This is a genomic window from Crossiella sp. CA198 (assembly GCF_052078295.1).
Lineage (GTDB): Bacteria > Actinomycetota > Actinomycetes > Mycobacteriales > Pseudonocardiaceae > Crossiella.
Genome location: NZ_JBQJIM010000005.1, coordinates 19,280 through 46,055 on the forward strand (window position 1 = coordinate 19,280; position 26,776 = coordinate 46,055).

Genomic DNA, 26,776 nt, shown 5'->3' on the forward strand with positions numbered 1-26,776 from the left:
CTCAGCTCCAGTCCAGGCCGCCGCGCCGCCACACGTAGACGTAGGCGAAGCCGACCGTGCCGATGAAGAGGGCGATCTCTACCAGGCCGAACAGACCGAGCTGGCCCGCGGTCACCGCGAAGGGGTAGAGGAACACCATTTCGATGTCGAACAGGATGAACAGCATCGCCGTCAGGTAATAGGCGACTGGCATCCGCCCACCGCCGACCACTGGCTGGGGCGAGGGCTCGATTCCGCACTCGTACGCGTCGAGCTTGGCCTTGTTGTACCGACGGGGCCCGATGTAGGGCGCCACGGTCACCGAGCCCAGGGCGAAGACCAAGGCCAGCAAGAACATCAGCACGAGGGGGAGGTATGGGTGGAGCACTGTCCCGCCGCCGTCCTTTCCACATCCGCGCTCGTCAGCAGCCTTCACGGCCGCCGTCCGATGGCACCCTAGGCACCCGGTGCGGCACCCCTTGTAGTAAGGTTCACCTAACTACTTCGGGAGCCGCTGCCGGAGCTTGTGAACTCGTTCACTAACTCCAATGGGCAAGTGTATGACCTGTCCCACCGCTCTCGCGCGCCGGGACCACGCCGTCAACCCCGCTCGCCAGGCCTACTCCGTCAAGATCAGTAGGTACCACCGAACGGCCCACCCCGCAGCGCAAGTTGGCCCAACTCGTACGGCCACTTGGGCACAGTGGGCGTACGAGTTGGGCCAACTCGGCGGGTGGGTCAGGCGCTGGGCGCCAGCTTGGTGGCGGCGTTGATCACGCGGTCCATCGCGTCGCCGTCCTTGGGGTCGTACAGGCCGGCCAGCAGCTTGAGCACGAAGCGCATCAGCGGCTTGATCGGCATGCCGTACTTGGTGGCGGTGCGCATGATCGTCGGGTTGCCGATGAGCTTGCTGAAGATGTTGCCGAGCCGGTAGTAGCCGCCAAGGGCCTCGGAGACGGCCACCGGGTAGCGGTGCAGGGCCCGCTCGCGGCTGAGCCCCTCCGGCCGGGCCAGGGCGTGCACCACGCATTCGGCGGCCAGCCGGGCGCTTTCCATGGCGTAGCCGATGCCCTCGCCGTTGAACGGGTTGACCATGCCGCCGGCATCGCCCACCAGCAGCAGGCCGTTGCGGTAGTGCGGGGTGCGGTTGAAGCCCATCGGCAGTGCGGCGCCGCCGACCTTGCCGATCGCGTTGGCCTCGCGCAGGCCCCACTCCTCGGGGGTGCCGTCCAGCCAGGAGCGCAGCAGCTGGCGGTAGTCGACCTTGCCGTAGGCCTTGGAGGTGGACAGGATGCCCAGCCCCACGTTCACCGTGCCATCGCCCATGCCGAAGATCCAGCCGTAGCCGGGCAGCAGCTTGGGCTCGCCGGGCGTGGCCTTGTCCCACAGCTCCAGGTGCGATTCGAGGTAGTCGTCCTTGCTGCGCGGGGAGTCGTAGTAGCGGCGGACCGCGATGCCCATCGGGCGGTCGTCCCGCTTCTCCAGGCCGACCGAGAGGGCCAGCCGGGCGGAGACGCCGTCGCAGGCCAGCACCAGCGGAGCGCGGTAGGTGACCGGGGTCTTCTCCTTGCCCGCGTTGGCGGTCACGCCGATCACCCGGCCGGTGCGCTCATCGGTCACCGCGCCGGTCACGTGCGTGTTCTGCACCAGCCGGGCGCCGGCCAGCTGCGCGGTCTGGGCCAGCATCTCGTCGAAGTCCTGGCGCGGGCGGACCACGCCGTAGGGCGGGAAGGTGGCCAGGTCCGGCCAGTCCAGCTCCATGGTGACGCCGCCGCCGACCACCCGCAGGCCGCGGTTGTGCAGCCAGCCTGCCTCTTCCCTGGTGTCGATGCCCAGGTCGATGAGCTGCTTCACGCCACGCGGGGTGAGGCCGTCGCCGCAGACCTTCTCGCGCGGGAATTCGCTCTTCTCCAGCAGCAGCACGTCCAGGCCCGCACGGGCCAGGTAGGTGGCCGCGGTGGAGCCGGCGGGACCGGCGCCGACCACGATGACCTCGGCGTCCTCATGGGGCTGACGTCGGCTGGTCGCGGTGGTCATCGAGGCTCCTCAGTCATTCGGGGCAAGCTTGTGAACTTCTTCACGAAGTCCTGATCGGAGTGTAGTCGGTGGTCAGGGCTTGACCGCGCGGTGCAGTGCGACCACCCCGCCGGTGAGGTTGCGCCAGGCCACGTCCTCCCAGCCCGCCGCCGAGATCAGCTCGGCCAGCGCGCGCTGCTCCGGCCAGTCCTTGATGGACTCGGCCAGGTAGGAGTACGCGGTGGAGTTGGAGGAGAACCGGCGCGCGATCACCGGGAAGGTGCGCAGGTAGGTGTGGTAGCCCAGCCGCATCGGCGCCCAGGTCGGCCGGGAGAACTCGCAGATCACCATTCGCCCGCCGGAGCGGGTGACCCTGGCCAGCTCGGCCAGCGCGGTGGCGGTGTCCTGCATGTTCCGCAGCCCGAAGGAGACGGTGACCGCGTCGAAGACCCCGTCGGCGAAGGGCAGCCGCAGGCCGTCGGCGGCCACCATCGGCAGCCCGCGCCGCTTGCCGCGCTGCAGCATGCCGAGGGAGAAGTCCGCGGCCACGCACCAGGCCCCGGTGCTGGCCAGGTCCGCGGTGGAGGTCGCGGTCCCGGCCGCGAGGTCCAGCACCCGGTCGCCCGGCTGGAGATCCAGCGCGCGGGTGGTCTTGACCCGCCAGCGCCGGTCCATGCCCATGGCGAGCACGGTGTTGGTGATGTCGTAGCGCCGCGCGACGCCGTCGAACATCTCGGCTACTTCGCGCGGGTTCTTGTCCAAACCAGCCCTGACCATGAGGGCAGCCTAGGGCCTGTCCGCGGAGCCCCGTCTGTGAGAGTCGGGATCGAGGTGGTTCCTGGTGGCGCGGCCGGGCCGCCCCCATACCGGGCGTATTCGGGCGGTCCGGCCGTGTCACCAGGGGCCGCCTCGGCGCGGCTATCGCGGGCGGGGCTTTGCGGACAGGTCCTCGCTTACGGGCTTACCTGCATCGCCGCCAGCATCCCGTCGACCGCCCTGGGCCAGGGGAACTGCTCGGCTCGGGCGCGGGCGGCGGCGCGGCGGCCGTCCTCTGGCTTGTCCAGCAGTTCGGTGACCGCGCCGGCGAAGGCGCGGGCGTAGTCGGGCACGGCCGCGCCGCAGTTCGGGCGGACGATCTCGCGCAGCGCGGAGGACTGGGAGACCACCACCGGGGTGCCGGAGGCCAGCGCCTCCAGGGCGGCCAGGCCGAAGGTCTCGTGCGGGCCGGGGGCCAGCGAGACGTCCGCGGTGGCCAGCAGGTCGGCCACGTCGGTGCGCGAGTTCACAAAACCCAGGAAGGTCACCGGCAGGCCGGCCGCCCTGCGTTCCAGGGACTCCCGGCGCGGGCCGTCCCCGGCGATCACCAGGCGCACGTCGTGGCCGGACTCGTGCAGCTCGGCCAGGGTGTCCACGCTGCGCTCCACGTGCTTCTCCACCGACAACCGTCCACAGTGGACCAGCAGGCTCTCCGCGCCGCCCGCCAGCTCGGTGCGCAGCGCGGCGTCGTGCCGGGCCGGGGTGAAGGTCTCCAGGTCCACGCCCAGCGGCACCCGCAGCACGTTGTCCGCGCCGATCCGGTCGAACTCCTCGCGGGCGAACTCGGTGGTGCACACCACGGTCTCGTAGCCCGCGGCCATCCGGGTGTTGGCCCAGTCGGCGACCCGGCGGGCGGCCGGTCCCGGCAGGAAGAACTGCTCCAGCAGCCGGTCGAAGCGCTCGTGCGAGATCACCACGTTGGGCACCCCGCGCTTGCTGGCCCAGCGGCCCATGCCGCGCAGGGTGATCCGGTCGGAGACCTCCAGCCGGTCCGGCCGCAGCCTGCTCAGCAGCGACTGCACCCGGACCGGGTCGACCACCCGGTAGCCGCCCATGAACGGCACCTTCGGCGCGGGCAGGGTGATCCTGCGCACGCCGGAGGCCAGCAGCTCGTCGTCCCGGCGCGGGCCCGGCACGATCAGCACCACCTCGTGCCCCGCGGCCACGTACCCGGCGCCCAGGTGGTTCAGCGCGGTGCGCAGGCCGCCCGAACGCGGGCCGTAGAAGTTCGCGAGCTGCACGATCCGCATCGGGCACCGGTCCTTGTTAGTCGGGAGCTGAACCCCTCCAGGGTGCCCTACGCGGCGTGGCTGTCCGCCGCCGGCAGGGATGTGACCTCGGCGTAATGGCCGAGGAGTTCGTCACACACGGCCGGCCAGGTGCGCCGGAGCACCGATTTCCGGGCCTCCGCGCCGTACTTGGCGCGCAGCACCGGGTCCCGCAGGGTGTTGATCGCGGCGCACATCGCCTCGGCGTGCGCGTCGGCGTCGAAGGGCGGCAGCAGGAAGCCGGTGCGGCCGGGGGTGACCAGGTCGCGCGGTCCGCCCGCGTCCGGCGCCAGTGCGGGCACGCCGGAGGCCAGCGCCTCCTGCACGGCCTGGCAGAAGGTCTCATACGGTCCGGTGTGCACGAACACGTCCAGGCTGGCGTAGGCGGTGGCCAGTTCGTCGCCGCCGCGGAAGCCGAGGAAGTGCGCGTCCGGCAGCAGCTTGCGCATGTGTCCCAGTTCGGGACCGTCGCCGACCACCACCACCTGCACACCCGGCATGTCGTGCAGCGGGCCCAGCCGGTCAACGCACTTCTCCAGCGCGACCCGGCCGACGTAGCCGACCAGCAGCTCGCCGTTGGGGGCCAGCCGCGCGCGCAGGGCGTCATCGCGCTTGCCGGGGTTGAACCGGACCGTGTCCACGCCGCGGGCCCAGCGGTGCACCCGGGGGATGCCGTGTTCCTCCAGGGCCTGCACGGCCCAGGTGGAGGGGGCCAGCGTGCGGTCGGCCATGGTGTGCAGCCACTTCGTCCACTTCCAGGCGGCGCGGGCGGTGAGCCCGAGGCCGTAGGAGGAGGCGAAGCCTGCCACGTCGGTCTGGTAGACCGCGACCGCCGGGATGCCCAGCTTGCGCGCGGCCACCAGGCCGCGGGCGCCGACCACGAACGGCGAGGCCAGGTGCACGACATCCGGCCGGAAGTCCTGCAACGCCTTGAGGATCTTGCGGCTGGGCCAGCCGATGGGCTGGGCCTTCAGCACGGGCAGCTGTAGTTCGGGCACCCGCACGACCGGGTAGCCGCAGTATTCGGTGACGCCGTTGCCGGGCGCGATGACCAGCGCCTCATGCCCCGACCGACGCAGATGTTCCAGTACCCGCATGACGGAGTTCGTCACGCCGTTCACCTGCGGCAGAAAGCTCTCGGTCACGATCGCGACTCGCACGGGACTCACGGTGCCGCCAGCTCCGGCCCATGGGCCGACACCGGCATGACGCCCCGCGGAACTGTTGTCGAACTCCTCGTTGTCCTGCTCGCTCACGGTGCCGCCACCTCGCCTGCTCAGTCCCTTCCGAACTACCCGCCGGCAGAAGGCCGAATCGCAGTCTTGACCTGGTGATCCCCGACACGTCACCTTCGCTTCGCGTCACTGACACCGTACGCGGTCAGGCTAGGTCGGCATGACCGTCGTGCCCCCAGCGCCACCACACCCCGTCGAACCAGGGCTTTTGTCCCGGGCGCTGGAGGTGGCGGGCCGGCTGGCCAATGACGCGGCCGACGTGATCACCGCCACCGCGGGCCGCGGCGCGCATCCGGAGACCCTGGCGAATCCATTCGACTGGGTGACCGACACGGATCACACCCTGGAGCGGCACACCCGCCGGGTGCTGGCCAAGGAGTTCCCCGGCATCCCGGTGATCGCCGAGGAGTTCGGCGCCGAGGCGCACCCGCCCGGCGCGGAGTACCGCTGGCTGGTCGACCCGGTGGACGGCACCGCCAACTATGTGGCTGGCATCCCCTGGTGCGCTTACAGCCTGGCGCTGATGGACAGCGCGGGCCCGGTGGTCGGCGTGGTGGCCGATCCGTACCGGGGCCAGATCTACGCGGCGGCCAGGGGCCGGGGCATCCGGGCCAACGGCGCGCCGGTGCGGCTGGACCCGCACGCCGGGGTGGCAGGCGGGATCGTCTGCGCCGAACTCACCCGCGCGGGCCCCTGGCCGGGCATGGGCGAGTTCATCACCGCCGCGGCCCAGGCGCACACCGGGGTGCGGGTGCTGGGCTCGGCCGCGCTCGCGGTGGCCCAGGTCGCGCTCGGGCACGCGGTGGCCGCGGTGCTGGACAGCTACCGCGAGTGGGACGTGGCAGGCTCGATCGCGCTGGCGCTGGAGTCGGGGGCGGTGATCCTGGACCGGCACGGGCGGCGGCGCTCGCTGCCAGCGGACGGGATGCTGGTGGCCACCCCGGCCGCGGCCGCCGAGGTGCTGTCCTGGTGGCAGGCGGGTGTCAGTCCTTCGAGCCGCCCTGGCTGACGCCGCCGCCGACGTCCCTGGCCTGCACCGACTTGCCGTCCACGTTGCCGCCGACGAAGTTGAAGCTGCCGCCGGTGTTGTCGATGTGGTTGTTGATCACCTGGTTGGCCCTGGCCTGGAACTCGACCACGGACAGGCCGCGGGCGGTGAGGAACTCGCCGACGGCGCGGAAGGCGCGGCCCTCCAGCAGTTGGAGGTAGCGCTCCAGGTCCTTGCGCTGGAAGTAGTTGGCCAGGTCCTCATCGGCGGTGAGTTCGCGCAGGCTGGCCGCGGCGCCATACTTGTCCGGCACCAGCATGCCGTGTGGTTGCGGCAGTGGGCGCAGGGTGCGGAACAGGGCCTGGACCCGGCGCGGGGCGGTCACCGGCAGGCTGAGCAGGCTGCCGATGGCGTGCCGGATCGGGGCCCACGGGGTGGCCGGGCGGCGGTCGGCGATCCGGTAGTGCTCGGCCACCGGGCGCAGCACGCACGGGGTCCACTCCAGGTAGAGCATCCGGTCGTCCGCGCCCAGGTGCAGGTAGATGGAGACGACCAGGTTGCGGTCCCAGGTCTCGACCTGGAAGCAGCGGTAGTAGCGCATCCACTCCAGTGGGCGTTCGCGTAGTTCGGCGACCTCCTCGGCGGTCAGCGTCCGCTTCGGGGCGGCGTCCACATCGGGCAACACCCAGCCAGCGCGCTCGTCGTGCAGGTGGTCCAGGAGGGTTTCCGCGGAGACCACGACCTGGTGCCGGGGGGTGAGGCCGCCGAGGCGGCGTTCCGGGGACAGCGAGGCCGAGCCGCCGAGTTTGCCCAGTTCGGTGGTGACGTGCTCGTACAGCTCGGTGAGGGTGAACGCGGCGGGCACGGTCTGGCCTGCCGGGTCCAGCGGCAGCGCGATGGACCAGGGCTGGAACGGGACGCCGCTGCCGACGAAGGGGTGGTAGTCCCGGTACACCAGCACATCGCTGTCCTGCTCGGCCTGCTCGAACCTGGCCAGTTCCCGGCGCATCCGGCGCGAGCCGAGGCCGCGGAACAGCTTCTCCCCCGCCCAGGTGTCCCGGCTGGGGCTGGCCTGGAAACCAGGTCCGGCGCGGAAGCTACGGCTGAGCAGCGCGGCCAGCACGAACTCGTCGGCGAGCACCACCAGCAGGCCGGTCAGCACGAAGAACCAGGGCAGCAGGCCACCGTCGAGAAGCTCCGGGGTGGCCGCGGCCCGGCGGGTCTGCGTGGAGGCGAACTGGTTGGCCGCCAGCAGCGCGGCCAGCACCAGGAACAGGATCAGCACCCAGCGCCGGGTCCGGCGCACCACCTCCAGCTTGACCACCCCGCTCCACTCGCGCAGCAGGGTGGAGCGCTGGCCTGCGGCGTGCCGGGGCGCGAGGTAACTCCAGGCGATGGCGTAGAGCAGCCACAGCACGAACAGGTAGGTGCCGGTGTAGAGCACGCCGAGCAGGCAGATCAACAGGATGGCGTCCCGGATCCGGCGGCGCATCCTGGCCGCCACCGCCTCGCGCAGCACCGCGCCGAGGTTGACCCCTGGGGTCGGCGGCACCGCGCGCAGCGGCTCCACCAGCGTCTCCCGGATGGCCTGATCGGCGAACTCCTGGTCCAGGTGGGCGGCCGAGCACAGGTAGCGGGTGGTCTCGTCGGCCCGCCGCCAGGGCGCCCGGTCCGCGTGGCGGGTGGCGGCACTGGCCCAGGGCAGCACGCTCTCGGTCACCGCTGACCTCCGAATCCACCGAACGGGCCGGTGGTCGTGGTGGGCTCACCCGAGGTGGTGCTGAACCAGCCGGGGGTGGTGGGCGTCGTGCGGCGGGTGGTGGTCCGGCTGGTGGTGCGGAAGGTGGTCGGGAACGGTTCGGTGGTCCGCACCGAGGTCTCCACCGGATACTCCTCGTAGCTGTCGCCGGTCAGCGTGACCAGCGCGATCGCCGCACCGCTCGCGGTGAGCCAGCCGAGCGCGAGTAACGCGCCCAGCGCCAAGGAACTGAGCTGCCTGGGCTTGCCGTCTGGAGGCACTCGTGGAAGCTAGCCCCGGCGGAGCAGCCCCACTGCGTCATAGGTCACAGAACATTCGACCGTTATCGCGACACTTCACCCATGACCACCGAAGTCCAGGCGGACCGGCTGCGGACCATCGTGCACAGCAAGTGGCGACCGGGCGGGTCAGCTGACTCGCCCGCGCGGGAGCAGGTGCTGGCGGCCGACGAACTGGCCATGGCCGGGGACCACGAGGGCGCGCTGACCGGCTACCGCACCGCGCTCGCCCAGGACCCGGGCAGCGAGGTCGCGGCGCTGGGCGAGGTGGTGGCGCTGCTGGCCACCGGCGCCACCCAGCCAGCGCTGTCCATCATGGAGTCCCGTTTCGCCCAGCAGCACGGCGATCCGGTGACCCGCTTCCATCTCGGCCTGGCGTTGTGGGCGCACAGTCTTGATGTCCGGGCGCACACCCGCGGCGGCGCGCCGATGATCATCTCCCGGTCGCAGGCGGCCACCTGCCGGGCACTGGCCGACCGGATCCTCGGGCTGGGCCTGGCGGACGCGCCGCTCACCGAGGCCGCCACCGCCCTGCGTGCCGAGGCCGAGGCCGGCGAGTCCTGGGTGTGGAGCCCCGGCGTGCGCTACGCCCCGGTGGTGCTCGGACTCGGGGTGAGCCTGCTGTTGCTGGCGCTGGGCAGCTGGGCCGAGGCGGTCGGCCCGATGGTGCTCGCCGGAGTGCTCGGCGCGGTCACGCTGTTCCTGCACGTGCTGCTGAACCGGCGGCAGCGCCTGGAATTGCGCGGCCGCCGGTACGCACGTCTGCTGACGCACAAGGGGACCTAGATCCCGGAGAGCACCAGCTCGGTCGCCTGGTTGACCGGTCCGCACGGGGCAGGCGGCACCGGTTTGCCGGTGGCAGGCTTGCTGAAGTCGATGGTCAGGTCGGCCTCCACCTGGACCAGGTGGGCGCTGAACTTCACGTCCTTCTCGCCCGGCTTCACCGTGAGCGAGGTGAAGCAGCTGCCGCCCCGGCCCACATCGGCGGAGGTCCGCCGGATCCCGGACAGGCCGCCCATCTCGATCTTCTCCACACGCTGGCTGCCAAAACTGGTCAGGCTGGGCTCGTCGTCCCGGTCCCAGCTCACGCTGACCAGCAGCTTCAGCGGTTCATCGCCCTTGACGAAGCGGATCCGGCAGTCGTAGGGGCTGACGTACTCCACGGCCTGCAGCTGATACTCCGGGTACAGGCCGACGATCTGGTCCTTCTTCGCGCACGGGTCCTTGCCCAGCAGCCTGCCGTCCGCGGCCGCGGTGCGCGCGGGCGGGGACTCCAGCTTCGGCGCGAGCAGGGCCAGGTAGGCGCCTGCCTGCTGGCAGCGCTCCGGCCAGGGCGCGGGCTTGCCGGTGTTGGGCACCATCCGGGCGCGCAGGGTGGCGCCGAAGTCGGTCTGGCCGAGCTGGATCTTGGCGTGGCAGGTGTCGTCGTTGGTGCCGCTGATGGTCGGGAAGTAGATCTTGCGGCCGCCGACGTCCTCGGACTTGTCCTTGTTCCGGTCCTTCGGCTCATACGGTGCGCCGAGCACCAGCTCGAACAGCCAGAAGTGCTCGGCGTTGGGCGTGCCGCCGATCCCGGCGCAGCCGTTGAAGCCAGGCCCATTGGTGCTGACCACCTTGGGCCCGAACTTCTTCAGGAACTCCTGGTCGTGCAGGGCGCAGATGTCGGTTTCCTGGATCTTCTTCATCAGCGCGACCACGGTTTCGGAGGACTTGTCCGCCTCCGGGGGCGCGCCCGGCCGACCGGTGCTGCTGGGCCGGGCGGCGCTGGTGGGCGCCTGCGCACCCGCCGTCGGGGTGCCGGAGACGGTGGTGGTGCACCCGGCCGCGAGCACGGCTAGTGCGAGCACTCCGGTGAGCAGGCGAAACTTGGCTGACATGAGGTCCTCTGACGCACTCGGTCCGGTCCTCCCCCCATTCGGCCGAACCGTAACAGCGGGACCGGGCCTTGCGCCGGGAAACGAACTGATCAGGCGACGCCTGCTCAGTCGGCCGGACGCAGGTGCGGGAGCTGCTGCTCCAGCAGCTGGAGCTGGTTGTCCACCCGCTTGAGGTCGGGCTGGGCGAGGAGCTGGGTGATCACCTCGCCGATCCGCCGCTCGGTGGCGGCGAACTCCTGGGTCGCGGCGTAGAGCCTGCGGTAGAGCGGGTGCTCGTTCAGCCGGGGCTGCCGGTCCGGGTGCAGCCTGCGGCCGGTCTCGGCCAGGCCACGCGCGGTGGGCAGCTCGGCCCGCATGGTGGCCACGATCTGGCCAAGCCAGTCCTTGGCCGGTGACGGCGGCACCGCGGCCAGTGCCTGGTCACAGCGTTGCACCGGCTGCTCGCAGGCCTCCAGCAGCCGGGACCAGGCGTCGTTGACCCGCGGCGGCGGCAGCGGCATCCGGTAGGGCTGCTGCGGCGGCGGGGGCAGTGCCGGACGGTTGCGGTCGGAGATCGAGGTGACGCCCATGACCACGCCGCCGATGAGCAGCCCGGGCAGCCCGCCGACCAGGGCCGGGCCGAACAGCAGCGACAGCACCGCGATGACCGCCGTGCCGCCCGCGAAGGACCCGCTGACCACCAGCAGCAACAGGAACGGCAGGAACACCACGCCGTAGCCGATGAGGAATCCGATCAGGACCGGATTGCTCGGCCGGCGATTCCGGTCAGTCATGGTGGTTCTGACGCAGCAGCGGGAGCTGTTGTTCCAGCATGCGCAGCTCATCACCCACCCGATGTAGCTCGGGTGCTCCGGCCAGTTTCACGATGATCTCCCCCAACTGCCGTTCGGCGGCGGCGAACTCCTCGACCGCCGTGGCCAGCCGCACCCTGGCCGGATGGTCCTCGCCTGCGTGCAGCCGCCGCCCGGTCTCAGCCTGGGCGCGGGCATCGGTTCGAGTTCGGGTTCCGCTTCGAGTCCGGGTTCGGCCGGGCCCACCGGGACCGGGCCGGTCAGGCCGAGCAGACCCAGCGTGGCCCCCGCCAGCATGCCAGCCCCCGCGCCGATCAGCCCGGCCAGGAACAGCATCGCCAGCACCGAATCCCCGACCACCGAGACGGGCATCAGCAGCACCGTGGCCAGCACGCAGATCAGGGCGCCGCCGCCCGCGCCGAGCAGCATCGGGGACCGCAGCCGCGGGTCCCGCGCCTGGGCCAGCGGACTCGGCGAGACGCGCTCGGGCAGCCCCGGGATGCCGGGCAGTGTGCTCACCCTGCCAATTTACGGCCGCGCGCAACCCGGTCAGGCGTCGAAGTCCACCGTCACCTGATCGGTCACCGGCAGCGCCTGGCAGGTCAGCACGAACCCGGCCTCGACCTCGTGCCGCTCCAGCGCGAAGTTGCGCCGCATCCGGACCTCGCCGACGGTGACCTTGGCCCGGCAGGTGCCGCACACCCCGCCCTTGCAGGCGAAGGGCAGATCGGCCCGCACCCGCTGCGCGGCGTCCAGGATCGGGGTGTCGCGGGGCAGCGCGAGCACCGTCTCCCTGCCGTCCAGCAACACCACCACCTCGGCCGCGTCACCGTCCACAATGGACTCTTCCACCCGGTTCAGCTCGGGCGGCGGCTCGTCGACGTAGAACAGCTCCTGGTGCACCCGCTCGGCGGGCACCGCCCGGTCGAGCAGCACCTGCTGGGCCGCGGTGACCATGCCGTAGGGCCCGCACAACCACCAGTGCGCGATCTCGGCCACCGGCACCAGCAGGTCCAGCAGCTTGCCGATCCGCCCGGCGTCCAGCCGCCCGGCGAACAGCTCCACATCGCCGCGCTCCCGGCTGAGCACGTGCACCAGCTGCAGGCGGCCGCGGTAGGCGTCCTTGAGGTCGGCCAGTTCCTCGGCGAACATCACCGTGTCGCTGCGCCGGTTGCCGTAGAAGAGGGTGACCCGGCTGTCCGGGCAGTCGGCCAGCAGGGTGGCCGCGATGGAGAGCACCGGGGTGATGCCCGAGCCCGCGGCCAGCAGCACGTGATGGCCGCCGAGTTCGGTCGGGCTGAACCCGCCGGAGGGCGGCAGCACGTCGATCCGGTCGCCCGCGCGCAGTTCGTCCACCAGCCAGGAGGAGAACAGCCCACCGTCGACCCGGCGCACGCCGATCTGCGGGGCCCGGCCACGCGGGGCGCAGATCGAGTAGGAGCGCCGTTCCTCCACGCCGTCCTGGCTGATCCGGCGCAGGGTCAGGTACTGGCCGGGCCGGAAGGCGAACTCGGCGCGCAGGTCATCGGGCACCACCAGGGTGACCGCGACCGCGTCCGCGCAGAGCTGGTCAACCCTGGCCACCTCCAGGGTGTGGAAGGCCGCGCGAGGGCGCGACATCGCCGGAGCGGCCATCAGATCTCCTTGACGTGCTCGAAGGGTTCGGCACAGGCCGAGCAGCTGCGCAGGGCCTTGCACGCGGTGGAGGAGAACCGGGACAGCTCCACCGTGTCCCGCGATCCACAGCGCGGGCAGGGCACCACCGTGCTGGGCGGATCCAGCCGCAGCGGCACCGGTCCGGCCAGCCGGGGGCCGATCCGCTGCGGCGGGGCGATGCCGTGTTCGGCCAGCTTGCGGCGGCCGTCCTCGCTGATCCAGTCGGTGGTCCAGGCCGGGCTCAGCACGGTGCGCACCTCGACCCGCTCGAACCCGGCCGCCCGCAGGCCCTTGCGCAGGTCGGCGCGCATCTCGTCCAGGGCAGGGCAGCCGGAGTAGGTGGGCGTGATGGTGACCAGCACGGTGTCCCCGGCCAGCTCGACCGCGCGCAGCACACCCAGTTCGGCCAGGGTCAGCACGGGCAGCTCCGGGTCGAGCACCTGCTCGGCCACCTGGCGTGCGTAGTCCACTGTGGACGGTGCCATCGCGGTCACCAGACCGCGTCCGGCTGGGAGCGGGCGATGTGCTGCAGTTCGGCCAGTAGGAAGCCCATCGGCCGGGAGTGCACGCCATCCCGCCCGGCCCGGCCGCTCACGGTGGCCATCGGTGCGACGTCGGGGCGGGTCAGGGTGGCGGCGGTGAGGACCTGGTCCAGCACCGCGTCCACCTCGGCGCGTAGTTCACCGGGGTCCACCGCGACGCCCACGGCGGCCAGCCGCTGCTCCACCGGATGCGCGGTGAACAGTTCTTCCAGGTAGGGCCAGACCCGGTCCAGCCCGGCCTGCATCCGCCGGTGCGATTCCGCGGTGCCGTCGCCGAGCCGGAGGGTCCACTGCGCCGCGTGATCGCGGTGGTAGGCCAGTTCCTTGACGCCCTTGGCCGCGACCGCCGCGAGCACCGGATCGGCGGAGGCGGAGAGCCGGACGAACAAGGCCAGCCGGGCGCTGGAGAACAGCAGCAGCCGGGCGATGGTCTGCGCGAAGTCGCCGTTGTCCTGTTCGACCAGGCGCACGTTGCGGAAGTCGATCTCGTCCCGGAAGTAGGCCAGCCGGTCCTCGTCCCGCCCCTCGCCCTCGACCTCGCCCGCCCTGGTGAGCAGCAGCCGGGCCTGGCCGAGCAGGTCGAGCGCGATGTTGGCCAGCGCCACGTCCTCCTCCAGCTCCGGGCCGTTGGCGCACCATTCGGCGGTGCGCTGGGACAGGATCAGCGCGTCGTCGCCGAGCATCAGCGCGTACGCGGCCAGATCCGCGCGATCCACCGCCTGCGGGATCGCTCTGTCCACAGTGGACATCTCGTCGTGGAAGCCGGAACCGTAGGCCCACCGGGCGTCGTCGTGCTCCTCGGCGAGCCCCTCATAGGCGTTGTCGAAGGACATCAGAGCCTCACAGGTGCGGAACGCCGTCGGGGATGTCGTAGAAGGTCGGGTGCCGGTAGACCTTGTCCCCGGCGGGGGCGAAGAACGGGTCCTTCTCGTCCGGGCTGGAGGCGGTGATCGCCTCGGCCTGGACCACCCAGATGCTCACGCCCTCGTTGCGCCGGGTGTACAGGTCGCGCGCGTTGCGCACGGCCATGTCGGCGTCCGGGGCGTGCAGGGAGCCGACGTGCACGTGGTTGAGGCCACGGCGCCCGCGCACGAAGACCTCCCACAGCGGCCAGGACGAACGCACCTCGGCCATCACGCAACACCCTTCGCTCGCGCCGCCCGCTTGGCCGCGTAGGCCGCGGCCGCCTCCCGCACCCAGTCGCCGTCCTCATGCGCCCGCCGCCGGTGCTCGATCCGCTCGGCGTTGCACGGCCCGTTGCCCTTGACCACCCGCATCAGCTCGGCGAAGTCCGGCGTGCCGAAGTCGTGCTGCCCGCGCTCGTCGTTCCAGCGCAGTTCCGGGTCGGGGAAGGTGACCCCGAGCGCCTCGGCCTGCGGCACGGACATGTCCACGAACTTCTGCCGCAGCTCGTCGTTGGTGTGCCGCTTGATCCGCCAGGCCATGGACCGCTCGGTGTTGGGCGAGCTGTCATCCGGCGGCCCGAACATCATCAGCGACGGCCACCACCAGCGATCCACCGACTCCTGCACCATCCGCCGCTGGTTGTCGCTGCCGCGCATCATGGTCATCAGCAACTCGTAGCCCTGCCGCTGATGGAAGGACTCCTCCTTGCAGACCCGGATCATCGCGCGGGCATAGGGCCCGTAACTGGTGCGGCACAACGGGACCTGGTTGCAGATCGCGGCGCCGTCGACCAGCCAGCCGATCACGCCGACATCGGCGAAGGTCAGCGTGGGGTAGTTGAAGATCGAGGAGTACTTCTGCCGCCCGCTGATCAGCTTCTCGGTCAGGTCGGTGCGATCCGCGCCCAGCGTGGCCGCCGCGGCGTAGAGGTAGAGCCCGTGCCCGGCCTCGTCCTGCACCTTGGCCAGCAGGATCGCCTTGCGCCGCAGACTGGGCGCCCGGCTGATCCAGTTGCCCTCCGGCTGCATGCCGATGATCTCCGAGTGCGCGTGCTGGGCGATCTGCCGGATCAGGGTGGCCCGGTAGGCATCGGGCATCCAGTCCCGCGGCTCGATCCGGCCGTCCGCGGTGACGGTGGCGGTGAACTCGGCTTCCAGCTCGGGCGATTCGGTTTCGAGCACGGCAGACACCTCCGGCCGGTTCGGGAACAGGGTCGATGTTACACCGAATTGCCAGAGTTGGGAGAAAGTGTCACATGGCGGAGTCGGACCCACCCGGAACAGGAGAGAGTGGTCAATCACTCACTCCGGCGGCCGAGGGCTCGGGCTGGATGCGCGGACGGGGCGGGGCGGCGAAGGGGCGGCGTCCCGGGTGCGGCGGGCCGGTCAGGCGCGGCGTTTCTCCAGCCGGCGGACCAGCGGGTAGGCGATCACCCAGGCCCCGGCGATGACCGCGACCACCGGCCAGATGTTCATCCAGGCGTTGCGGCCCTCGACCCGGACCAGCTCGTCCGGGAAGTACAGGTCGTACTCGACCTTGACCAGGTTGCCCTCGGCCAGACCGGCGGGGTACAGGATGCCGCGGGTGGGGCTGTGGATGGCGCCGTCGGGGGTGTTGTAGCGGACGATGGTGCGGGCGAAGGTGACGGCCTGGACCTCGGCCACCGCGGTGCCGGTGCGCTTGCCGATCTTGTAGTCGTTGACCAGCATGGCGCCGAAGAGCACCACGCACATCAGCGTGAGCAGGCTCGCCACCGCCAGCACCGCCACGGACGTGCGGCGCAGCCTGCGCGGCTTGGGCAGTGCCGCCACGCGCCGGCGCAGCCGGTCCAGTAGTCCTGCGTTCTCCGCCACAGCACGAACTGTAGTGCGCGCGTTCCGGCGGGCGCGGGCCATACGCTGCTGGGGTGACCTTCGCACCGTCTCGCAGCAGTGCGCGCGCCGTGCGGGTGCGCACCCGGGAACTGCCCGCCGGGGTTGACCTGCTGGCACAGCTCCCCTCCTCCCACGATGTGCTCGCCTGGGTGCGCGACGGCGACGGGCTGGTCGGGTGGGGGGTGGCGGCGGAGTTCCGCTGTGCCGGGCCGGATCGGTTCGCGGCGGCGGATGCCTGGTGGCGGGAGTTGCAGGGCACCCTCGACGTCGAGGACGAGGTGGGGCTGCCGGGCACCGGCGCGGTGGCCTTCGTGAGCATGACCTTCGCCGACGGGCCCGCGGAATCCGTGCTGGTGGTGCCGCGGGTGATCCTCGGGCAGCGGGACGGGCGGGTGTGGCGGACCGAGGTCGGCGGGCCCGATGCGACCGCGATGCAGGCGGTGCGTGGGCCGGGGCTGGTGCGTTACGCCGAGGGGCGGCATTCGGTGACCCGGTACCGGGAAGCGGTGCGGACCGCGGTGCGCCGGATGCGCGGCGGGGAGCTGGCCAAGGTGGTGCTCGCGCACGATCTGCTGGCCAGTGCGGCCGAACCGTTCGACCCGCGGTTCCTGCTGGCCGGACTTGCCAGGCGGTACCCGAGTTGCTGGGCCTACGCGGTGGCCGGGCTGGTTGGGGCGACGCCGGAATTGTTGTTGCGGCGCGACGGGTCTGACTTCTCCTCCCGGGTGCTGGCCGGGACCATGTGGCCGCGGCCGGGGATCACCGAGGACGAACTGGCCGCGGAACTGCTGGCCTCGGCCAAGAACCGGGAGGAACACGCCTACGCGGTGCGTTCCTTCGTGGACCGGCTGGGCCCGCTGTGCGCCGCGCTGGACGCGCCCGAGACGCCGGAGGTGTTGCGGCTGCGCAATGTGCTGCACCTGTCCACCGACGTGCGCGGGCGGTTGCACGATGGCGGCTCGCTGTTGCGGCTGGCCGAGGCGGTGCACCCGACCGCGGCCGTCGGCGGCACGCCCACCCCGGACGCGGTGCGGCTGATCGCCGAGCTGGAGGGCATGGACCGCGGGCGCTACGCCGGACCGGTCGGCTGGATCGACGGCGCGGGTGACGGGGAACTGGGCGTTGCGTTGCGGTGCGCGCAGCTGGCGGGCAACACGGCGCGGTTGTTCGCCGGGTGCGGGATCGTGGCCGATTCGGATCCGGACACCGAGGTGGCCGAGGCGGGGGCGAAGATGATCCCGGTGCGAGACGCGCTCGAAGGAGCGTAAAGAAAGGCGGGATCCCCTTCGCGCAGAAGGGAATCCCGCCGTCCTTTGTGGACTTACTTGCCCGCGCGAGCGGACAGGTCGTGCAGGATCTGCTGGTTCTCGATCGCCTTCTTGGCGTTCTTCGGCTCCTTCACCTTGGCCGAGCGCTCGGTGCCCTGGGTGGAGACCTCAGCGGCGAGCTTCGGCTTGCCCTTGGTGAACAGCCAGGTGTTGAAGACCTCGTCCAGCTTCTTGCCGGAGAGCACCTCGGCCAGCGCCTTGAACTCCTCGATGGTGGCGTTGCCGTACTTCTTGTTCTCGGTCCAGGTCTTCACCGTCTGGAAGAAGACCTTGTCGCCGACGGTCTTGCGGATCGCGTGCAGGGCCATCGCGCCCCGGTCGTAGACCGCGCCGTGGAACTCGTTGCCCGAACCCGGCGCACCGATGACGACCTGCCAGAACGGGTCGTTCTCGGCGTAGCGGGCGTAGGTGAAGTCGAACCACTCCTGCGCGGTGCCCTCACCGGCGTGCTCGGACCACAGCCACGGGGCGTAGGTCGCGAAGCCCTCGTTCAGCCAGATGTTGCGCCACTTGGCCACCGACACCGAGTCGCCGAACCACTGGTGCGCCAGCTCGTGCACCACGACGTTGATGTTGTTGCCGTTGCGGAAGAACCCGGGCGCGTAGGTCGGCCGGGTCTGGTTCTCCAGCGCGAAGGTCAGGCCCTCCTTGGGCACCACCCCGCCCTGGGCCTCGAACGGCCACTCGCCGAAGACGGTCTCCAGGAACTCGATCACCTCGGGGGTGCGCTCCAGGGAGGCCTTGGCCGGGCCCTCGATCTCGCCGAGGCCCTCGGAGTAGGCCGTGATGAACGGCTGCCCCTTGTGCCCGGTGCTCTGGTGGATCTCGAACTGGCCGATGGTCAGGAAGGCCAGGTAGGTCGCCTGCGGCTTGGTGGAGCGCCAGTTCCAGCGGGTCCAGCCGCCCGGCTGCACCGCGCGGCTCTTCAGCGCGCCGTTGGAGATCACCTCGACGCCGGTGGGCACCGCGACGCTGACGTCGAAGGTCGCCTTGTCGGTCGGGTGGTCGTTGCTCGGGAACCACCAGCGCGCGATGTGCGGCTCGTTGATCGCGACCGCGCCGTCGGAGGTCTTCTTCCACAGCGTCTGGCCGTTGACCTTGGTCTGCGAGGGGATGCCCTCGTACTCGACCACCACGGTCAGCAGCGAGCCCTTGGCCGCGGTGCGCGCCGGGGTCACCACGACCTCGGCGTCCGCGGTCTGGGTGAAGCTCGCCTTGGCGCCGTTGACCCGCACCGACTTCACCGGCAGCGCGAAGTCCAGGTTGAACCGGCTCAGCTCCTGGGTGGGCGCGGCCACGATGGTCGTGGTGCCGGACAGCGTGTCGCTGGCGGGCTGGTACTTCAGGCGGATGTCGTAGTGCGAGACGTCGTATCCGCCGTTGCCGTCGTTCGGGTAGTACTCATCACCAATCCCCGGAGCCCCGGTCGAATTGGTGCCAGCCGACGCCGGCCACGCGAGCAGGGCCACGACCGCCGCCGCTGCCGCCGCCACGCGGAAGCTGTGTCGTCGAAGCACGGTTGTCCCCTCCTGTTGAGAGCGACCATGCAGGCGGTCGCGCTGGCAGGGAACATAGCCACGTGCGCAGGTCAGCACCAGGGTGTTACAGGTATGCCCACGGCTTGGGATCAGGCGAAATGGAAAAACTGAACAGCGTCAGGGCGCGGTGATCACCTGGCGCACCCTGGTTCGCAACTGCTCGTGCACGGTGCGCAGCCGCTGCCGGTCCGCGCGCACCTCCACCACCCGGATCCCGGGCGCCGGGCGCAGCGCCGCCCGGAAATCCGCCCCGTCCCTCGCCAGGTGGTACGGCACCCGGTATCCGGCGCAGAGCGCGCCGAGGTCGGAGCCGTGCGGGGTGCCGAAGACCCGCTCGAAGGAGGCCGAGTGGTCCGGCGCGCCCTGTTCCAGCAACGAGAAGATGCCGCCGCCGTCGTCGTTGAGCACCACGATGGTCAGGTCCGGCCTGGCCTCCAGCGGGCCCAGCAGCAGGCCGTTGAGGTCGTGCAGGAAGGTCAGGTCGCCCAGCAGCGCGTAGCCCTGGCCGACCCGGCTGTCCGCGCTGACCGCGCCGAGCACCGCGCCGATCGCGCTGGACACGCTGCCGTCGATCCCGGCCACGCCCCGGTTGGAGATCACCACCGGCCCGGCCCGGCGGGCGCCGACCAGGTCGATATCGCGCACCGGGTTGGAACTGCCCAGGAACAGCACCGAGTCCTCGGGCAGCTCGGTCATCAGCGCGCGGGCCACGTGCAGGCCGGTCGGCCAGGCCTCGGCGGCCAGCAGCGAACCCACCGCGGCCGAGGCGAGCGCGTCCGCGCGCTGCCAGTCGGTGAGCCAGGCCGGGTCGCCGGGGAAGGTCTCCGCCCAGCTCCGGCTCTCCAGCTCGGCGTCGGTGGCCAGGTAGTTCAGGTCGTCCAGGCCGAGGTAGCCGGTGACGTGCGTGGCCACGTGCTGCGGATCAGCCCAGGCCTGCCCGCTGCGCACCACGTGCACCACCGGCGACTGCTTGAGCAGCTTCTGCACCCCGCGGGACAGCGTCGGCCGCCCGATCACCACCACCGAGTCCGGCCGCAGCCGCTCGGGCAGCGCACCGGCGTTGAGCAGCAGCGAACCGTGTTGCAGCACCACCGCGCCGGAGGCCACCGGGCCGCCCATCGCGGTGGGTTCGGTGACCACCGGCCAGCCGAGTTTGGCCGCCACCTCGCAGGCCGAGGCGGCCGAGGCCGCGTCGGTGTCGCCGACCACGACCAGGGTGCGCGGCCGCAGATGGAAGATCGGGCCGCCGCCGATCGGATCACTGCCGACGAAGCCGGAGCTGACCGAGGTCCAGCGCTCCTGCTCGGGCCGTCCGTCCAGGGATTCCGGCCAGTCGGTCTCGTCCCCGTCCGGCACCAGCGGCTCCCGGAACGGGATGTTGACGTGCACCGGGGCGCCCGCGTCGGCCCGCACCACGGCACGGCAGACCAGCCCGCGCCACACGCCGTTCTGCCCGGCGCGGCGCTCGGCCACCGGGAAGTCCACCGTGGCGGCCGCGCCGCCGTAGACCCCGCTCTGCTGGATGGTCTGGTTCGCGCCGGTGCCGTAGACCTCCGGCGGCCGGTCCGCGGTGACCACCAGCAGCGCGGCGCCCGAATGGTACGCCTCCAGCACCGCCGGGTGCAGGTTGGCCACCGCGGTGCCGGAGGTGCACACCACGGCGGCGAACCCGCGCCGGTGTGGCCGGTGCGCCAGTCCCTTGGCCAGGCCGAGGGCGAGGAAGCCCGCACTGCGCTCGTCGATGCGCACGTGCAGGGTGAGCCTGCCTGCCGTCGCGGCCTCGTAGAGGGCGAAGGACAGCGGAGCGTTGCGCGAGCCAGGGCAGAGCACGACATGACGCACGTCGTTGCGGATCAACTCGTCAACGACGACCCTGGCCTGCGCTGTGGAAGGGTTCACGGTCGCTTCGGGAACTTCCCGAAGTCGGGCTTGCGCCGCTCGGTGTAGGCGTTGCGGCCTTCCTGCGCCTCTTCGGACAGGTAGAAGAGCAGGGTGGCGTCACCGGCGAGTTGCTGGATGCCTGCCAGGCCGTCGTCGGCGGCGTTGTGCGAGGCCTTGAGCATGCGCAGGGCCAGCGGCGAGTGCTGGAGCATCTCGCGGCACCACTGCACGGTTTCCTTCTCCAGGTCCTTCAGCGGCACGACGGTGTTGACCAGGCCCATCGCCTCGGCCTGCGCCGCGTCGTACTGCCGGCACAGGTACCAGATCTCGCGGGCCTTCTTCTGCCCGACCATCCTGGCCAGCAGACCCGAGCCGTAGCCACCGTCGAAGGATCCGACCTTGGGTCCGGTCTGGCCGAACTTGGCGTTGTCCGCGGCGATGGTCAGGTCGCACACGATGTGCAGCACGTGGCCACCGCCGATGGCGTACCCGGCGACCATCGCGATCACCGGCTTGGGCGTGCGCCGGATCTGGATCTGCAGGTCGAGCACGTTGAGGCGGCCGATGCCCTTCTGCGCGACCTCGTCCTCGCCGATGTAGCCGTCGTTGCCGCGGATGCGCTGGTCACCGCCGGAGCAGAAGGCCAGATCGCCCTGCCCGGTCAGGATGATGACGCCGACCTGGTCGTCGTCGCGCGCCCGGTTGAAGGCGTCGGCAAGCTCGAAGAGGGTCTGCGGCCGGAAGGCGTTGCGCACCTCCGGCCGATTGATCGTGATCTTGGCGATGCCCTCGGCGGTCTCGTACCGGATGTCGCGGTAGTCGCCGTCGGACTTCCAGTCGGCGGCAAGCTCGATCGAGGAGTGGGCGGGGTCGGTCGCGGTCACAAGATTAGGCTAACCCTGATGCGCCCCCGTCCGATTCTGACCCTGACCTGCGACAACAGCGTGGCTTGTGCACGTGATGCTCACCACGCCCTGCGCGCCGCGCTGGAAGGCGGTCCAGCGCTGTTGCCGCTGGCCCCGGGCTTGGCCGGCGAACGGGTGGCCGCCGCGCTGCGCCCGGGGCAGGGTGAGCAAGACCTCGATGTGGCACTGATCGTGCCCACCTCCGGTTCCACCGGGACCCCCAAGGGCGTGCTGCTGACCGAGGCCGCGCTGCGTGCTTCGGCCGCGGCCACGCACGAACGGCTGGGCGGTCCAGGCCACTGGCTGCTCGCGCTGCCGGTGCACCACATCGCCGGGATCCAGGTGCTCACCCGGTCGCTACTGGCCGGTTTCGACCCCTGCGTGCTCGACTCGGCGACCGGCTTCCGGCCGGAAACCTTCGCCGCCGCGGCCGGGCCGGTGCTCGCGGCCGGACGGGCCTACACCGCACTGGTGCCGACCCAGCTCTCCCGGCTGATCGCCGAGGCCGGTTCCGGACTCGCCGCGCTGCGCGAGTTCGCCGCGGTGATCGTCGGCGGCGCGGCCACTCCCCCGGCCCTGTTGCGGGCGGCCAGGGACGCCGGGGTGGCGGTGAGCACCACCTACGGCATGAGCGAGACCGCGGGCGGCTGCGTATACGACGGGCGGCCGCTGACCGGGGCGCGGGTCCGGCTGGGCCAGGGCGGCGCGGTGGAACTGGGCGGGCCGATGCTGGCCAGGGGCTATCGGCTGGCACCAGAAGCCACCGCGGCGGTCTTCACCGAGGGCTGGTTCCGCACCGGTGACCTGGGCCGGTTCACCGCGGACGGGCGGCTGGAGATCCTCGGCCGGGCCGATGACGTGATCATCACCGGTGGCGAGAAGGTGCCACCCGCGCTGGTCGAGCGCGCGCTCACCGACTGCCCAGGCGTGCGGGAGGCCTGCGTGGTCGGCGTGCCGGATCCGGAGTGGGGCCAGGCGGTCGCGGCCGTGGTGGTGCCTGCCGAGTGGACCGCGCCGCCGGCCGCGGAGCAGCTCCGCGAGGCCGTCCGGAGTGTCGCCGGGCGGGCCTGCGCGCCGCGCCGGGTGCTGTTCCTGCCCGAACTGCCGCTGCGCGGACCGGGCAAGGTGGACCGGCGCGCGGTGGCCGAACTCCTGGCCGAGGACGACTGACTACTCCAAACTGGTTACCAAATTTCAACTAGTTCATGTGATTCGTTGACAGATCACCGCAGAGCCGGTTTCCCTGTTCGAGCGATCCGGACATGCGGCCCCTGCTGCGGTTGATCCGCTCCGCGTGCTCCGGGGAACGGAGCGATCATGCGCGCCCCGAACAAGGCCGGCACCCGATTACTCGGCCTCGCAATGCCAACGATTGCCCTGCTCGCCCTGCTCAGCACCCCCGCCGTCGGCACCCCCACCGGACCACCGACCTGGACTCCTGATCTGACCGTCATCGACGAGGACGACAGCAACGTCCGCAGCACCGGCGGCGCGGTCACCCTGGGCGGCACCGCGGCCGAACACGCCAGTGCCCGCACCGGCCTGGCCACCGGTTTCCTCCAGCTCACCCCGCACCAGCTCGACCAGCCGGTCAACCGCGTCGCGGCCGCCGTCCGCAGCGAGGTCCCGGCAGGCACCGAACTGGCCATCGACGTCCGCGGCCAGCTTGGCGAGGACGAGTGGACCGAATGGGCCGAGGCCAAGCCCGGTGAACCGGCGGTGATCTCCGCGCCCGCCAAGGTGATCCAGATCCGGGTGGCGCTCACCGCGCCCAAGGGCCAGACCCCGAAACTCACCGCGCTCACCCTCAACGCCGACCTCGCACCGAGCGCGCCGTCCGCCCAGGGCGTGGCGGGCCTGAGCTACCGGGTGTTCGCCACCAGGGAGGGCCTGGTCGGCGGCACCACCGCGAACGGGCACGTGATCGTGGCCAGGGACCACTTCGTCGCGCTGCCCTCCCGGCGCGGGCTGGCCAGCAAGGGCACCGGCACCTACAGCGTGAAGGTGTGCGCGGCCAACGGGCGCTGCGAGTGGGCGCCGGTGTGGGACGTGGGTCCGTGGAACATCAAGGACGACTACTGGAACCCCTCGGCCACCAGGGAGATGTGGAAGAACCTGCCGCAGGGCAAGCCGCAGGCCCAGGCCGCCTACCAGGACGGCTACAACGGCGGCAAGGACGGCTTCGGTCGGACCGTGGCCAACCCGGCCGGGATCGACCTGGCCGACGGCACCTTCTGGGACGGGCTCAAGCTCACCGACAACTCCTGGGTGACCGTGGAGTACCTGTGGACCGGCGGCGGGACCTTCGGCACTGTCCGCACCGCGGGCGACACGCTTAACGTGCGCACCGGCGCGAGTTCGGCCAACGCGCAGGTCGGGTTGGCCGCCAACTTCGCCAGGGTCAAGGTGGAGTGCCAGGTGACCGGGGAGAACGTGACCGGGACCCAGGGCACCAGCAATGTCTGGTTCCGGATCAGCGCCGGGAAGTTCGTGGCCAAGGCGTATATCGCCGGGGTGGGCACGGTCGGTCGCTGCTGACCGGCCGACGCGTGCCCGCCCGCGCGGGGGCGGGCACGCGTTCCCCGCCGGTCGTGTTGCAGGATGGCGGCATGCCGACAGTCGCCCAGTGGGTTGAAGGTGCTCGTCTGCGGACCCTGCCGAACGCGGTCGCGCCGGTGGTGGTCGGCACCGGGGCCGCGTACGCGGTGGACGGGTTCAACGCCTTGCAGGCCGGACTCTGCCTGCTGGTGGCGCTGAGCCTGGTGATCGGGGTGAACTTCGCCAACGACTACTCCGACGGCATCCGCGGCACCGACGACAACCGGGTCGGCCCGCTGCGACTGGTCGGCTCCGGCGCGGCGCAGCCGAAAACGGTGCTGCGCGCGGCGCTGGCCTGTTTCGGCCTGGCCGCGGTCACCGGCCTGGCGATCGCGGTGACCTCGGGCCACTGGTGGTTCATCCCGGTCGGCGCGATCTGCATCGCGGCGGCCTGGTTCTACACCGGCGGCAAGCGCCCCTACGGCTACGCGGCCATGGGCGAGATCGCGGTGTTCCTCTTCTTCGGGCCGGTCGCGGTGCTCGGCACGCTCTACATCCAGGCCGGCGAGATCAGCGGCGCGGGCATCGGCGGCGCGGTGGGCGCGGGCCTGTTCTCCGCCTCGGTGCTGGTCTCGAACAACCTGCGGGACATCCCCTCGGACCGGGAGACCGGCAAGCGCACCCTGGCCGTGCTGCTCGGCGACCGGGACACCCGAGGGCTCTACACGGCGCTGGTGGTGGTGCCGTTCCTGCTGACCACGCTGGTCGGCTTCCGGCAGCCGTGGGCGCTGCTCGGCTTCCTGGCCGCGCCGCTGGTGTTCTTCTCGCTGCGCCGGGTGCTGCGCGGCGACACCGGGATGAAGCTGATCCCGGTGCTCAAGGACACCGCACTGGCCATGCTGGTGTGGTCCCTTGGCACCGGGATCGGGCTCACGCTCGGCTGATCACCAGGAGTCGTGCCGCAGCACGATGTTCTCGCCGCCGTCATCGTCATCGTCGTTGTTCCGGCGCTGGGACTGGCGGTGCGCCTCCAGCACCTCATCCAGGGTGTGGCCGTCCTGGAAGAGCTGGTAGGTCGTGCCCATCCGGCCCAGATTGGGCTCCAGCGCGGCGCGCACCTCCGGATCGTCGTAGGCCCGGCCCTCCAGCACGTCCCGCCAGCTGAGGTCACCCGCCTCGACCTTGGCCCGCAGCGCGCGCAGTTCGGCTGGCGCGTCCGGTTTGGCGGCCTCGCGCTCGATCGCCCGGATGTCCTCCTCGGTGGCGGCGATCTCGGCCGGGCGCAGGCTGTCCTGCAGTTCCTGGGCCGAGCGCAGCACCTCCTCCATGGCATCCATCGAGGCGTCCAGCTCGGCCTCGGCCCGCCGGACCTCCGGGGTGCGCCAGTCCTGGTCGGGAATGCTCATCGCGGGGTCGCTCCAGCCGGTTTCCGCAGGTGGTCGTTGAGATCCTTGGCGTCCTTGCCGGTCTCCCGCCCGGCCGCGCGGGCTTCCTTGGCCGAATCGCCGATGCCGCGAGCGTCATCGCGGATGCTGGTGGCGCCGTCCTTGATGTCGGTGGCGCTCTGCTTGAGGTCCTTGCCGACCTCGATCGCGTCCTCGACGCTGCGCACGTCCTTGATCTTGCCGAGTTGCGAGGGCACCTGGGAGATCGTGTCGTGCAGCTGCTTGGCGGTCTCGATGATCCGCTTCACCGCCTCGACGATGTCCATGATCTTGCGGTAGATCTGGTAGGCGTCCCAGACCAGCTCGGCCGCCTTGATCCAGCCGTAGGCCGGGATCCACGCCTTCTTGATCGCGTCAATCAGCTTGTTGACCAGGAACTTGATCAGGTCCAGGGCCTTCTGGCAGAGCTTCTTGGCGCCCTCGGCGACCTTGTCGAAGCCCTTGGCGATCAGCTTGGCGACCTGGGCCTCGGCCAGCAGCCCCGCCTTCCACACCGCCTTGACGAACACCTCGTGCGCGAGCGCGGCCGTGCCTTCCCAGGACTCCCGGACCTGGTCCACGCCCGCGTTGAGGTTGGCGGACATGACGTCCATCGCCTCGGCCCCGGTGCGCCAGGCGTCGCCGTTCATCTGGATGCGGGTGTAGTCCCCGGTGATCGGCATGATCACCTTCTGCACGATGCTCTCGCCGGTGACCTTGGTGAAGGCCCAGTCCACGGCCTGCACCTGCCAGCCCTGCTCCTTGATCAGCTCCTCGATCTTGGCGCCCGAGGTGTCCTCTGGCGCCTTGAGCACGCTGCCCAGGTCGGTCTTGTCCGCGTACCCGGTGGCCATCAGACCTGCACCTGCCCGAGCTGGTCGTTGATCCGGACGAAGGCCTGCGCGACCTGCCGGTCGGTGCGCTCATAGCCCGCCGCGATCTGGGCCATCCGCTCGGCCGAACCGTGCATCCGGTCCTGCCCGAAGTCCAGCGCCAGGTCGTAGGCGCCGCGGACCAGGTCCACGCCCGGCTGCAGGATGGTGAGCAGGCCGGTGAAGCCGCTCTTGTCGCAACCGTGCTGGTGCAGGTAGTTCTTGACCTGGTCGAACTGACCGGCCACGGTGCCGAGGTAGGCCGCGTAGGCCTTCAGCTCCTCGGTGTTGTGCCGCTGGACCAT

General features: G+C 71.2%; 28 protein-coding genes. 6 read left to right on the forward strand and 22 right to left on the reverse strand.

Going from position 1 to position 26,776, the window contains the following annotated elements; translation table 11 throughout:
* Nucleotide 1: 1 nt before the first annotated feature.
* From ACTOWY_RS08965 to ACTOWY_RS08985, 5 genes are all read right to left on the reverse strand, one after another.
* The gene (locus ACTOWY_RS08965) at nucleotides 2-367 is read right to left on the reverse strand and encodes an NADH-quinone oxidoreductase subunit A (protein ID WP_185010054.1); all 366 of its coding nucleotides are present in this window, start codon (nucleotides 365-367) and stop codon (nucleotides 2-4) included.
* 350 nt (nucleotides 368-717) lie between these two features.
* Nucleotides 718-2,016: a geranylgeranyl reductase family protein gene (locus tag ACTOWY_RS08970; RefSeq protein ID WP_247755503.1), complete on the reverse strand. Its 1,299-nt coding sequence runs from the start codon at nucleotides 2,014-2,016 to the stop codon at nucleotides 718-720.
* Between the two features lie 72 nt (nucleotides 2,017-2,088).
* Complete coding sequence (locus ACTOWY_RS08975) at nucleotides 2,089-2,772, reverse strand: demethylmenaquinone methyltransferase (RefSeq protein WP_441309143.1); 684 nt, start codon at nucleotides 2,770-2,772, stop codon at nucleotides 2,089-2,091.
* 176 nt (nucleotides 2,773-2,948) lie between these two features.
* Entirely contained in the window at nucleotides 2,949-4,061 is a 1,113-nt protein-coding gene (locus ACTOWY_RS08980) for a glycosyltransferase (protein WP_441309144.1), read from the reverse strand.
* A 47-nt stretch (nucleotides 4,062-4,108) separates the two neighbouring features.
* Nucleotides 4,109-5,239 carry a glycosyltransferase family 4 protein gene (locus ACTOWY_RS08985; RefSeq protein ID WP_247756228.1) on the reverse strand — a complete coding sequence of 377 codons (1,131 nt, stop codon included), beginning with the start codon at nucleotides 5,237-5,239 and terminating at the stop codon, nucleotides 4,109-4,111.
* A 235-nt stretch (nucleotides 5,240-5,474) separates the two neighbouring features.
* Between ACTOWY_RS08985 and ACTOWY_RS08990 the strand changes: the two genes are divergently transcribed.
* The gene (locus tag ACTOWY_RS08990; protein ID WP_441309145.1) at nucleotides 5,475-6,323 is read left to right on the forward strand and encodes an inositol monophosphatase family protein; all 849 of its coding nucleotides are present in this window, start codon (nucleotides 5,475-5,477) and stop codon (nucleotides 6,321-6,323) included.
* On the opposite strand, the gene ACTOWY_RS08995 is transcribed toward ACTOWY_RS08990, so the two are convergent.
* The gene (locus ACTOWY_RS08995) at nucleotides 6,298-8,022 is read right to left on the reverse strand and encodes a hypothetical protein (RefSeq protein ID WP_441309146.1); all 1,725 of its coding nucleotides are present in this window, start codon (nucleotides 8,020-8,022) and stop codon (nucleotides 6,298-6,300) included. The two genes, ACTOWY_RS08990 and ACTOWY_RS08995, sit on opposite strands and share 26 nt — an antisense overlap.
* Nucleotides 8,019-8,321 carry a hypothetical protein gene (locus tag ACTOWY_RS09000; RefSeq protein WP_441309147.1) on the reverse strand — a complete coding sequence of 101 codons (303 nt, stop codon included), beginning with the start codon at nucleotides 8,319-8,321 and terminating at the stop codon, nucleotides 8,019-8,021. The genes ACTOWY_RS08995 and ACTOWY_RS09000 overlap by 4 nt, the downstream gene beginning before the upstream one ends.
* A gap of 81 nt (nucleotides 8,322-8,402) precedes the next feature.
* Here ACTOWY_RS09000 and ACTOWY_RS09005 point away from each other — a divergent pair, with 81 nt between their 5' ends.
* The gene (locus tag ACTOWY_RS09005) at nucleotides 8,403-9,125 is read left to right on the forward strand and encodes a tetratricopeptide repeat protein (protein WP_441309148.1); all 723 of its coding nucleotides are present in this window, start codon (nucleotides 8,403-8,405) and stop codon (nucleotides 9,123-9,125) included.
* Here ACTOWY_RS09005 and ACTOWY_RS09010 read toward each other — a convergent pair.
* The 9 genes from ACTOWY_RS09010 to ACTOWY_RS09050 all read right to left on the reverse strand — a co-directional run bounded on the left by ACTOWY_RS09010 (nucleotide 9,122) and on the right by ACTOWY_RS09050 (nucleotide 15,964).
* On the reverse strand, nucleotides 9,122-10,216 hold the full coding sequence (locus tag ACTOWY_RS09010; RefSeq protein ID WP_441309149.1) for a hypothetical protein: 1,095 nt from the start codon (nucleotides 10,214-10,216) through the stop codon (nucleotides 9,122-9,124). The genes ACTOWY_RS09005 and ACTOWY_RS09010 overlap by 4 nt on opposite strands.
* Nucleotides 10,217-10,320: 104 nt before the next feature.
* The gene (locus ACTOWY_RS09015; RefSeq protein WP_441309150.1) at nucleotides 10,321-10,989 is read right to left on the reverse strand and encodes a hypothetical protein; all 669 of its coding nucleotides are present in this window, start codon (nucleotides 10,987-10,989) and stop codon (nucleotides 10,321-10,323) included.
* Between the two features lie 87 nt (nucleotides 10,990-11,076).
* A complete protein-coding gene (locus ACTOWY_RS09020; protein WP_441309151.1) occupies nucleotides 11,077-11,526 on the reverse strand; it encodes a hypothetical protein in 450 nt (149 codons plus the stop codon).
* Nucleotides 11,527-11,556: 30 nt separating this feature from the next.
* Nucleotides 11,557-12,642 carry a 1,2-phenylacetyl-CoA epoxidase subunit PaaE gene (gene paaE, locus ACTOWY_RS09025; RefSeq protein ID WP_441309152.1) on the reverse strand — a complete coding sequence of 362 codons (1,086 nt, stop codon included), beginning with the start codon at nucleotides 12,640-12,642 and terminating at the stop codon, nucleotides 11,557-11,559.
* Nucleotides 12,642-13,148, reverse strand: coding sequence for a 1,2-phenylacetyl-CoA epoxidase subunit PaaD (gene paaD, locus ACTOWY_RS09030; RefSeq protein ID WP_441309528.1), 507 nt, complete (start codon nucleotides 13,146-13,148; stop codon nucleotides 12,642-12,644). Before paaD ends, paaE begins: the two co-directional genes overlap by 1 nt.
* A gap of 5 nt (nucleotides 13,149-13,153) precedes the next feature.
* Entirely contained in the window at nucleotides 13,154-14,038 is an 885-nt protein-coding gene (gene paaC / locus ACTOWY_RS09035) for a 1,2-phenylacetyl-CoA epoxidase subunit PaaC (protein WP_441309153.1), read from the reverse strand.
* A gap of 7 nt (nucleotides 14,039-14,045) precedes the next feature.
* The gene (gene paaB, locus ACTOWY_RS09040) at nucleotides 14,046-14,339 is read right to left on the reverse strand and encodes a 1,2-phenylacetyl-CoA epoxidase subunit PaaB (RefSeq protein WP_185000572.1); all 294 of its coding nucleotides are present in this window, start codon (nucleotides 14,337-14,339) and stop codon (nucleotides 14,046-14,048) included.
* On the reverse strand, nucleotides 14,339-15,292 hold the full coding sequence (paaA, locus tag ACTOWY_RS09045) for a 1,2-phenylacetyl-CoA epoxidase subunit PaaA (protein WP_441309154.1): 954 nt from the start codon (nucleotides 15,290-15,292) through the stop codon (nucleotides 14,339-14,341). The genes paaB and paaA overlap by 1 nt, the downstream gene beginning before the upstream one ends.
* Nucleotides 15,293-15,496: 204 nt before the next feature.
* Nucleotides 15,497-15,964, reverse strand: coding sequence for a DUF3592 domain-containing protein (locus tag ACTOWY_RS09050; RefSeq protein WP_441309155.1), 468 nt, complete (start codon nucleotides 15,962-15,964; stop codon nucleotides 15,497-15,499).
* Between the two features lie 53 nt (nucleotides 15,965-16,017).
* Between ACTOWY_RS09050 and ACTOWY_RS09055 the strand changes: the two genes are divergently transcribed.
* Entirely contained in the window at nucleotides 16,018-17,253 is a 1,236-nt protein-coding gene (locus ACTOWY_RS09055; protein WP_441309156.1) for an isochorismate synthase, read from the forward strand.
* Nucleotides 17,254-17,306: 53 nt separating this feature from the next.
* On the opposite strand, the gene ACTOWY_RS09060 is transcribed toward ACTOWY_RS09055, so the two are convergent.
* The 3 genes from ACTOWY_RS09060 to menB all read right to left on the reverse strand — a co-directional run bounded on the left by ACTOWY_RS09060 (nucleotide 17,307) and on the right by menB (nucleotide 21,616).
* The gene (locus ACTOWY_RS09060; RefSeq protein WP_441309157.1) at nucleotides 17,307-18,830 is read right to left on the reverse strand and encodes a M1 family metallopeptidase; all 1,524 of its coding nucleotides are present in this window, start codon (nucleotides 18,828-18,830) and stop codon (nucleotides 17,307-17,309) included.
* Between the two features lie 138 nt (nucleotides 18,831-18,968).
* Entirely contained in the window at nucleotides 18,969-20,750 is a 1,782-nt protein-coding gene (menD, locus tag ACTOWY_RS09065; RefSeq protein ID WP_441309158.1) for a 2-succinyl-5-enolpyruvyl-6-hydroxy-3-cyclohexene-1-carboxylic-acid synthase, read from the reverse strand.
* On the reverse strand, nucleotides 20,747-21,616 hold the full coding sequence (gene menB / locus ACTOWY_RS09070; protein WP_441309159.1) for a 1,4-dihydroxy-2-naphthoyl-CoA synthase: 870 nt from the start codon (nucleotides 21,614-21,616) through the stop codon (nucleotides 20,747-20,749). Before menB ends, menD begins: the two co-directional genes overlap by 4 nt.
* 18 nt (nucleotides 21,617-21,634) lie before the next feature.
* Here menB and menE point away from each other — a divergent pair, with 18 nt between their 5' ends.
* From menE to ACTOWY_RS09085, 3 genes are all read left to right on the forward strand, one after another.
* On the forward strand, nucleotides 21,635-22,807 hold the full coding sequence (menE, locus tag ACTOWY_RS09075) for an o-succinylbenzoate--CoA ligase (protein WP_441309160.1): 1,173 nt from the start codon (nucleotides 21,635-21,637) through the stop codon (nucleotides 22,805-22,807).
* Between the two features lie 147 nt (nucleotides 22,808-22,954).
* A complete protein-coding gene (locus ACTOWY_RS09080) occupies nucleotides 22,955-24,175 on the forward strand; it encodes a hypothetical protein (RefSeq protein ID WP_441309161.1) in 1,221 nt (406 codons plus the stop codon).
* A gap of 71 nt (nucleotides 24,176-24,246) precedes the next feature.
* Nucleotides 24,247-25,119: a 1,4-dihydroxy-2-naphthoate polyprenyltransferase gene (locus ACTOWY_RS09085; RefSeq protein WP_441309162.1), complete on the forward strand. Its 873-nt coding sequence runs from the start codon at nucleotides 24,247-24,249 to the stop codon at nucleotides 25,117-25,119.
* Here ACTOWY_RS09085 and ACTOWY_RS09090 read toward each other — a convergent pair whose 3' ends face one another.
* From ACTOWY_RS09090 to ACTOWY_RS09100, 3 genes are read right to left on the reverse strand one after another with little or no spacing between them, the layout of a single operon-like run.
* On the reverse strand, nucleotides 25,120-25,581 hold the full coding sequence (locus tag ACTOWY_RS09090; protein WP_441309163.1) for a hypothetical protein: 462 nt from the start codon (nucleotides 25,579-25,581) through the stop codon (nucleotides 25,120-25,122). It lies immediately after the preceding gene.
* The gene (locus ACTOWY_RS09095; RefSeq protein WP_441309164.1) at nucleotides 25,578-26,453 is read right to left on the reverse strand and encodes a hypothetical protein; all 876 of its coding nucleotides are present in this window, start codon (nucleotides 26,451-26,453) and stop codon (nucleotides 25,578-25,580) included. Before ACTOWY_RS09095 ends, ACTOWY_RS09090 begins: the two co-directional genes overlap by 4 nt.
* Nucleotides 26,453-26,776, reverse strand: coding sequence for a hypothetical protein (locus ACTOWY_RS09100; protein WP_441309165.1), 324 nt, complete (start codon nucleotides 26,774-26,776; stop codon nucleotides 26,453-26,455). Before ACTOWY_RS09100 ends, ACTOWY_RS09095 begins: the two co-directional genes overlap by 1 nt.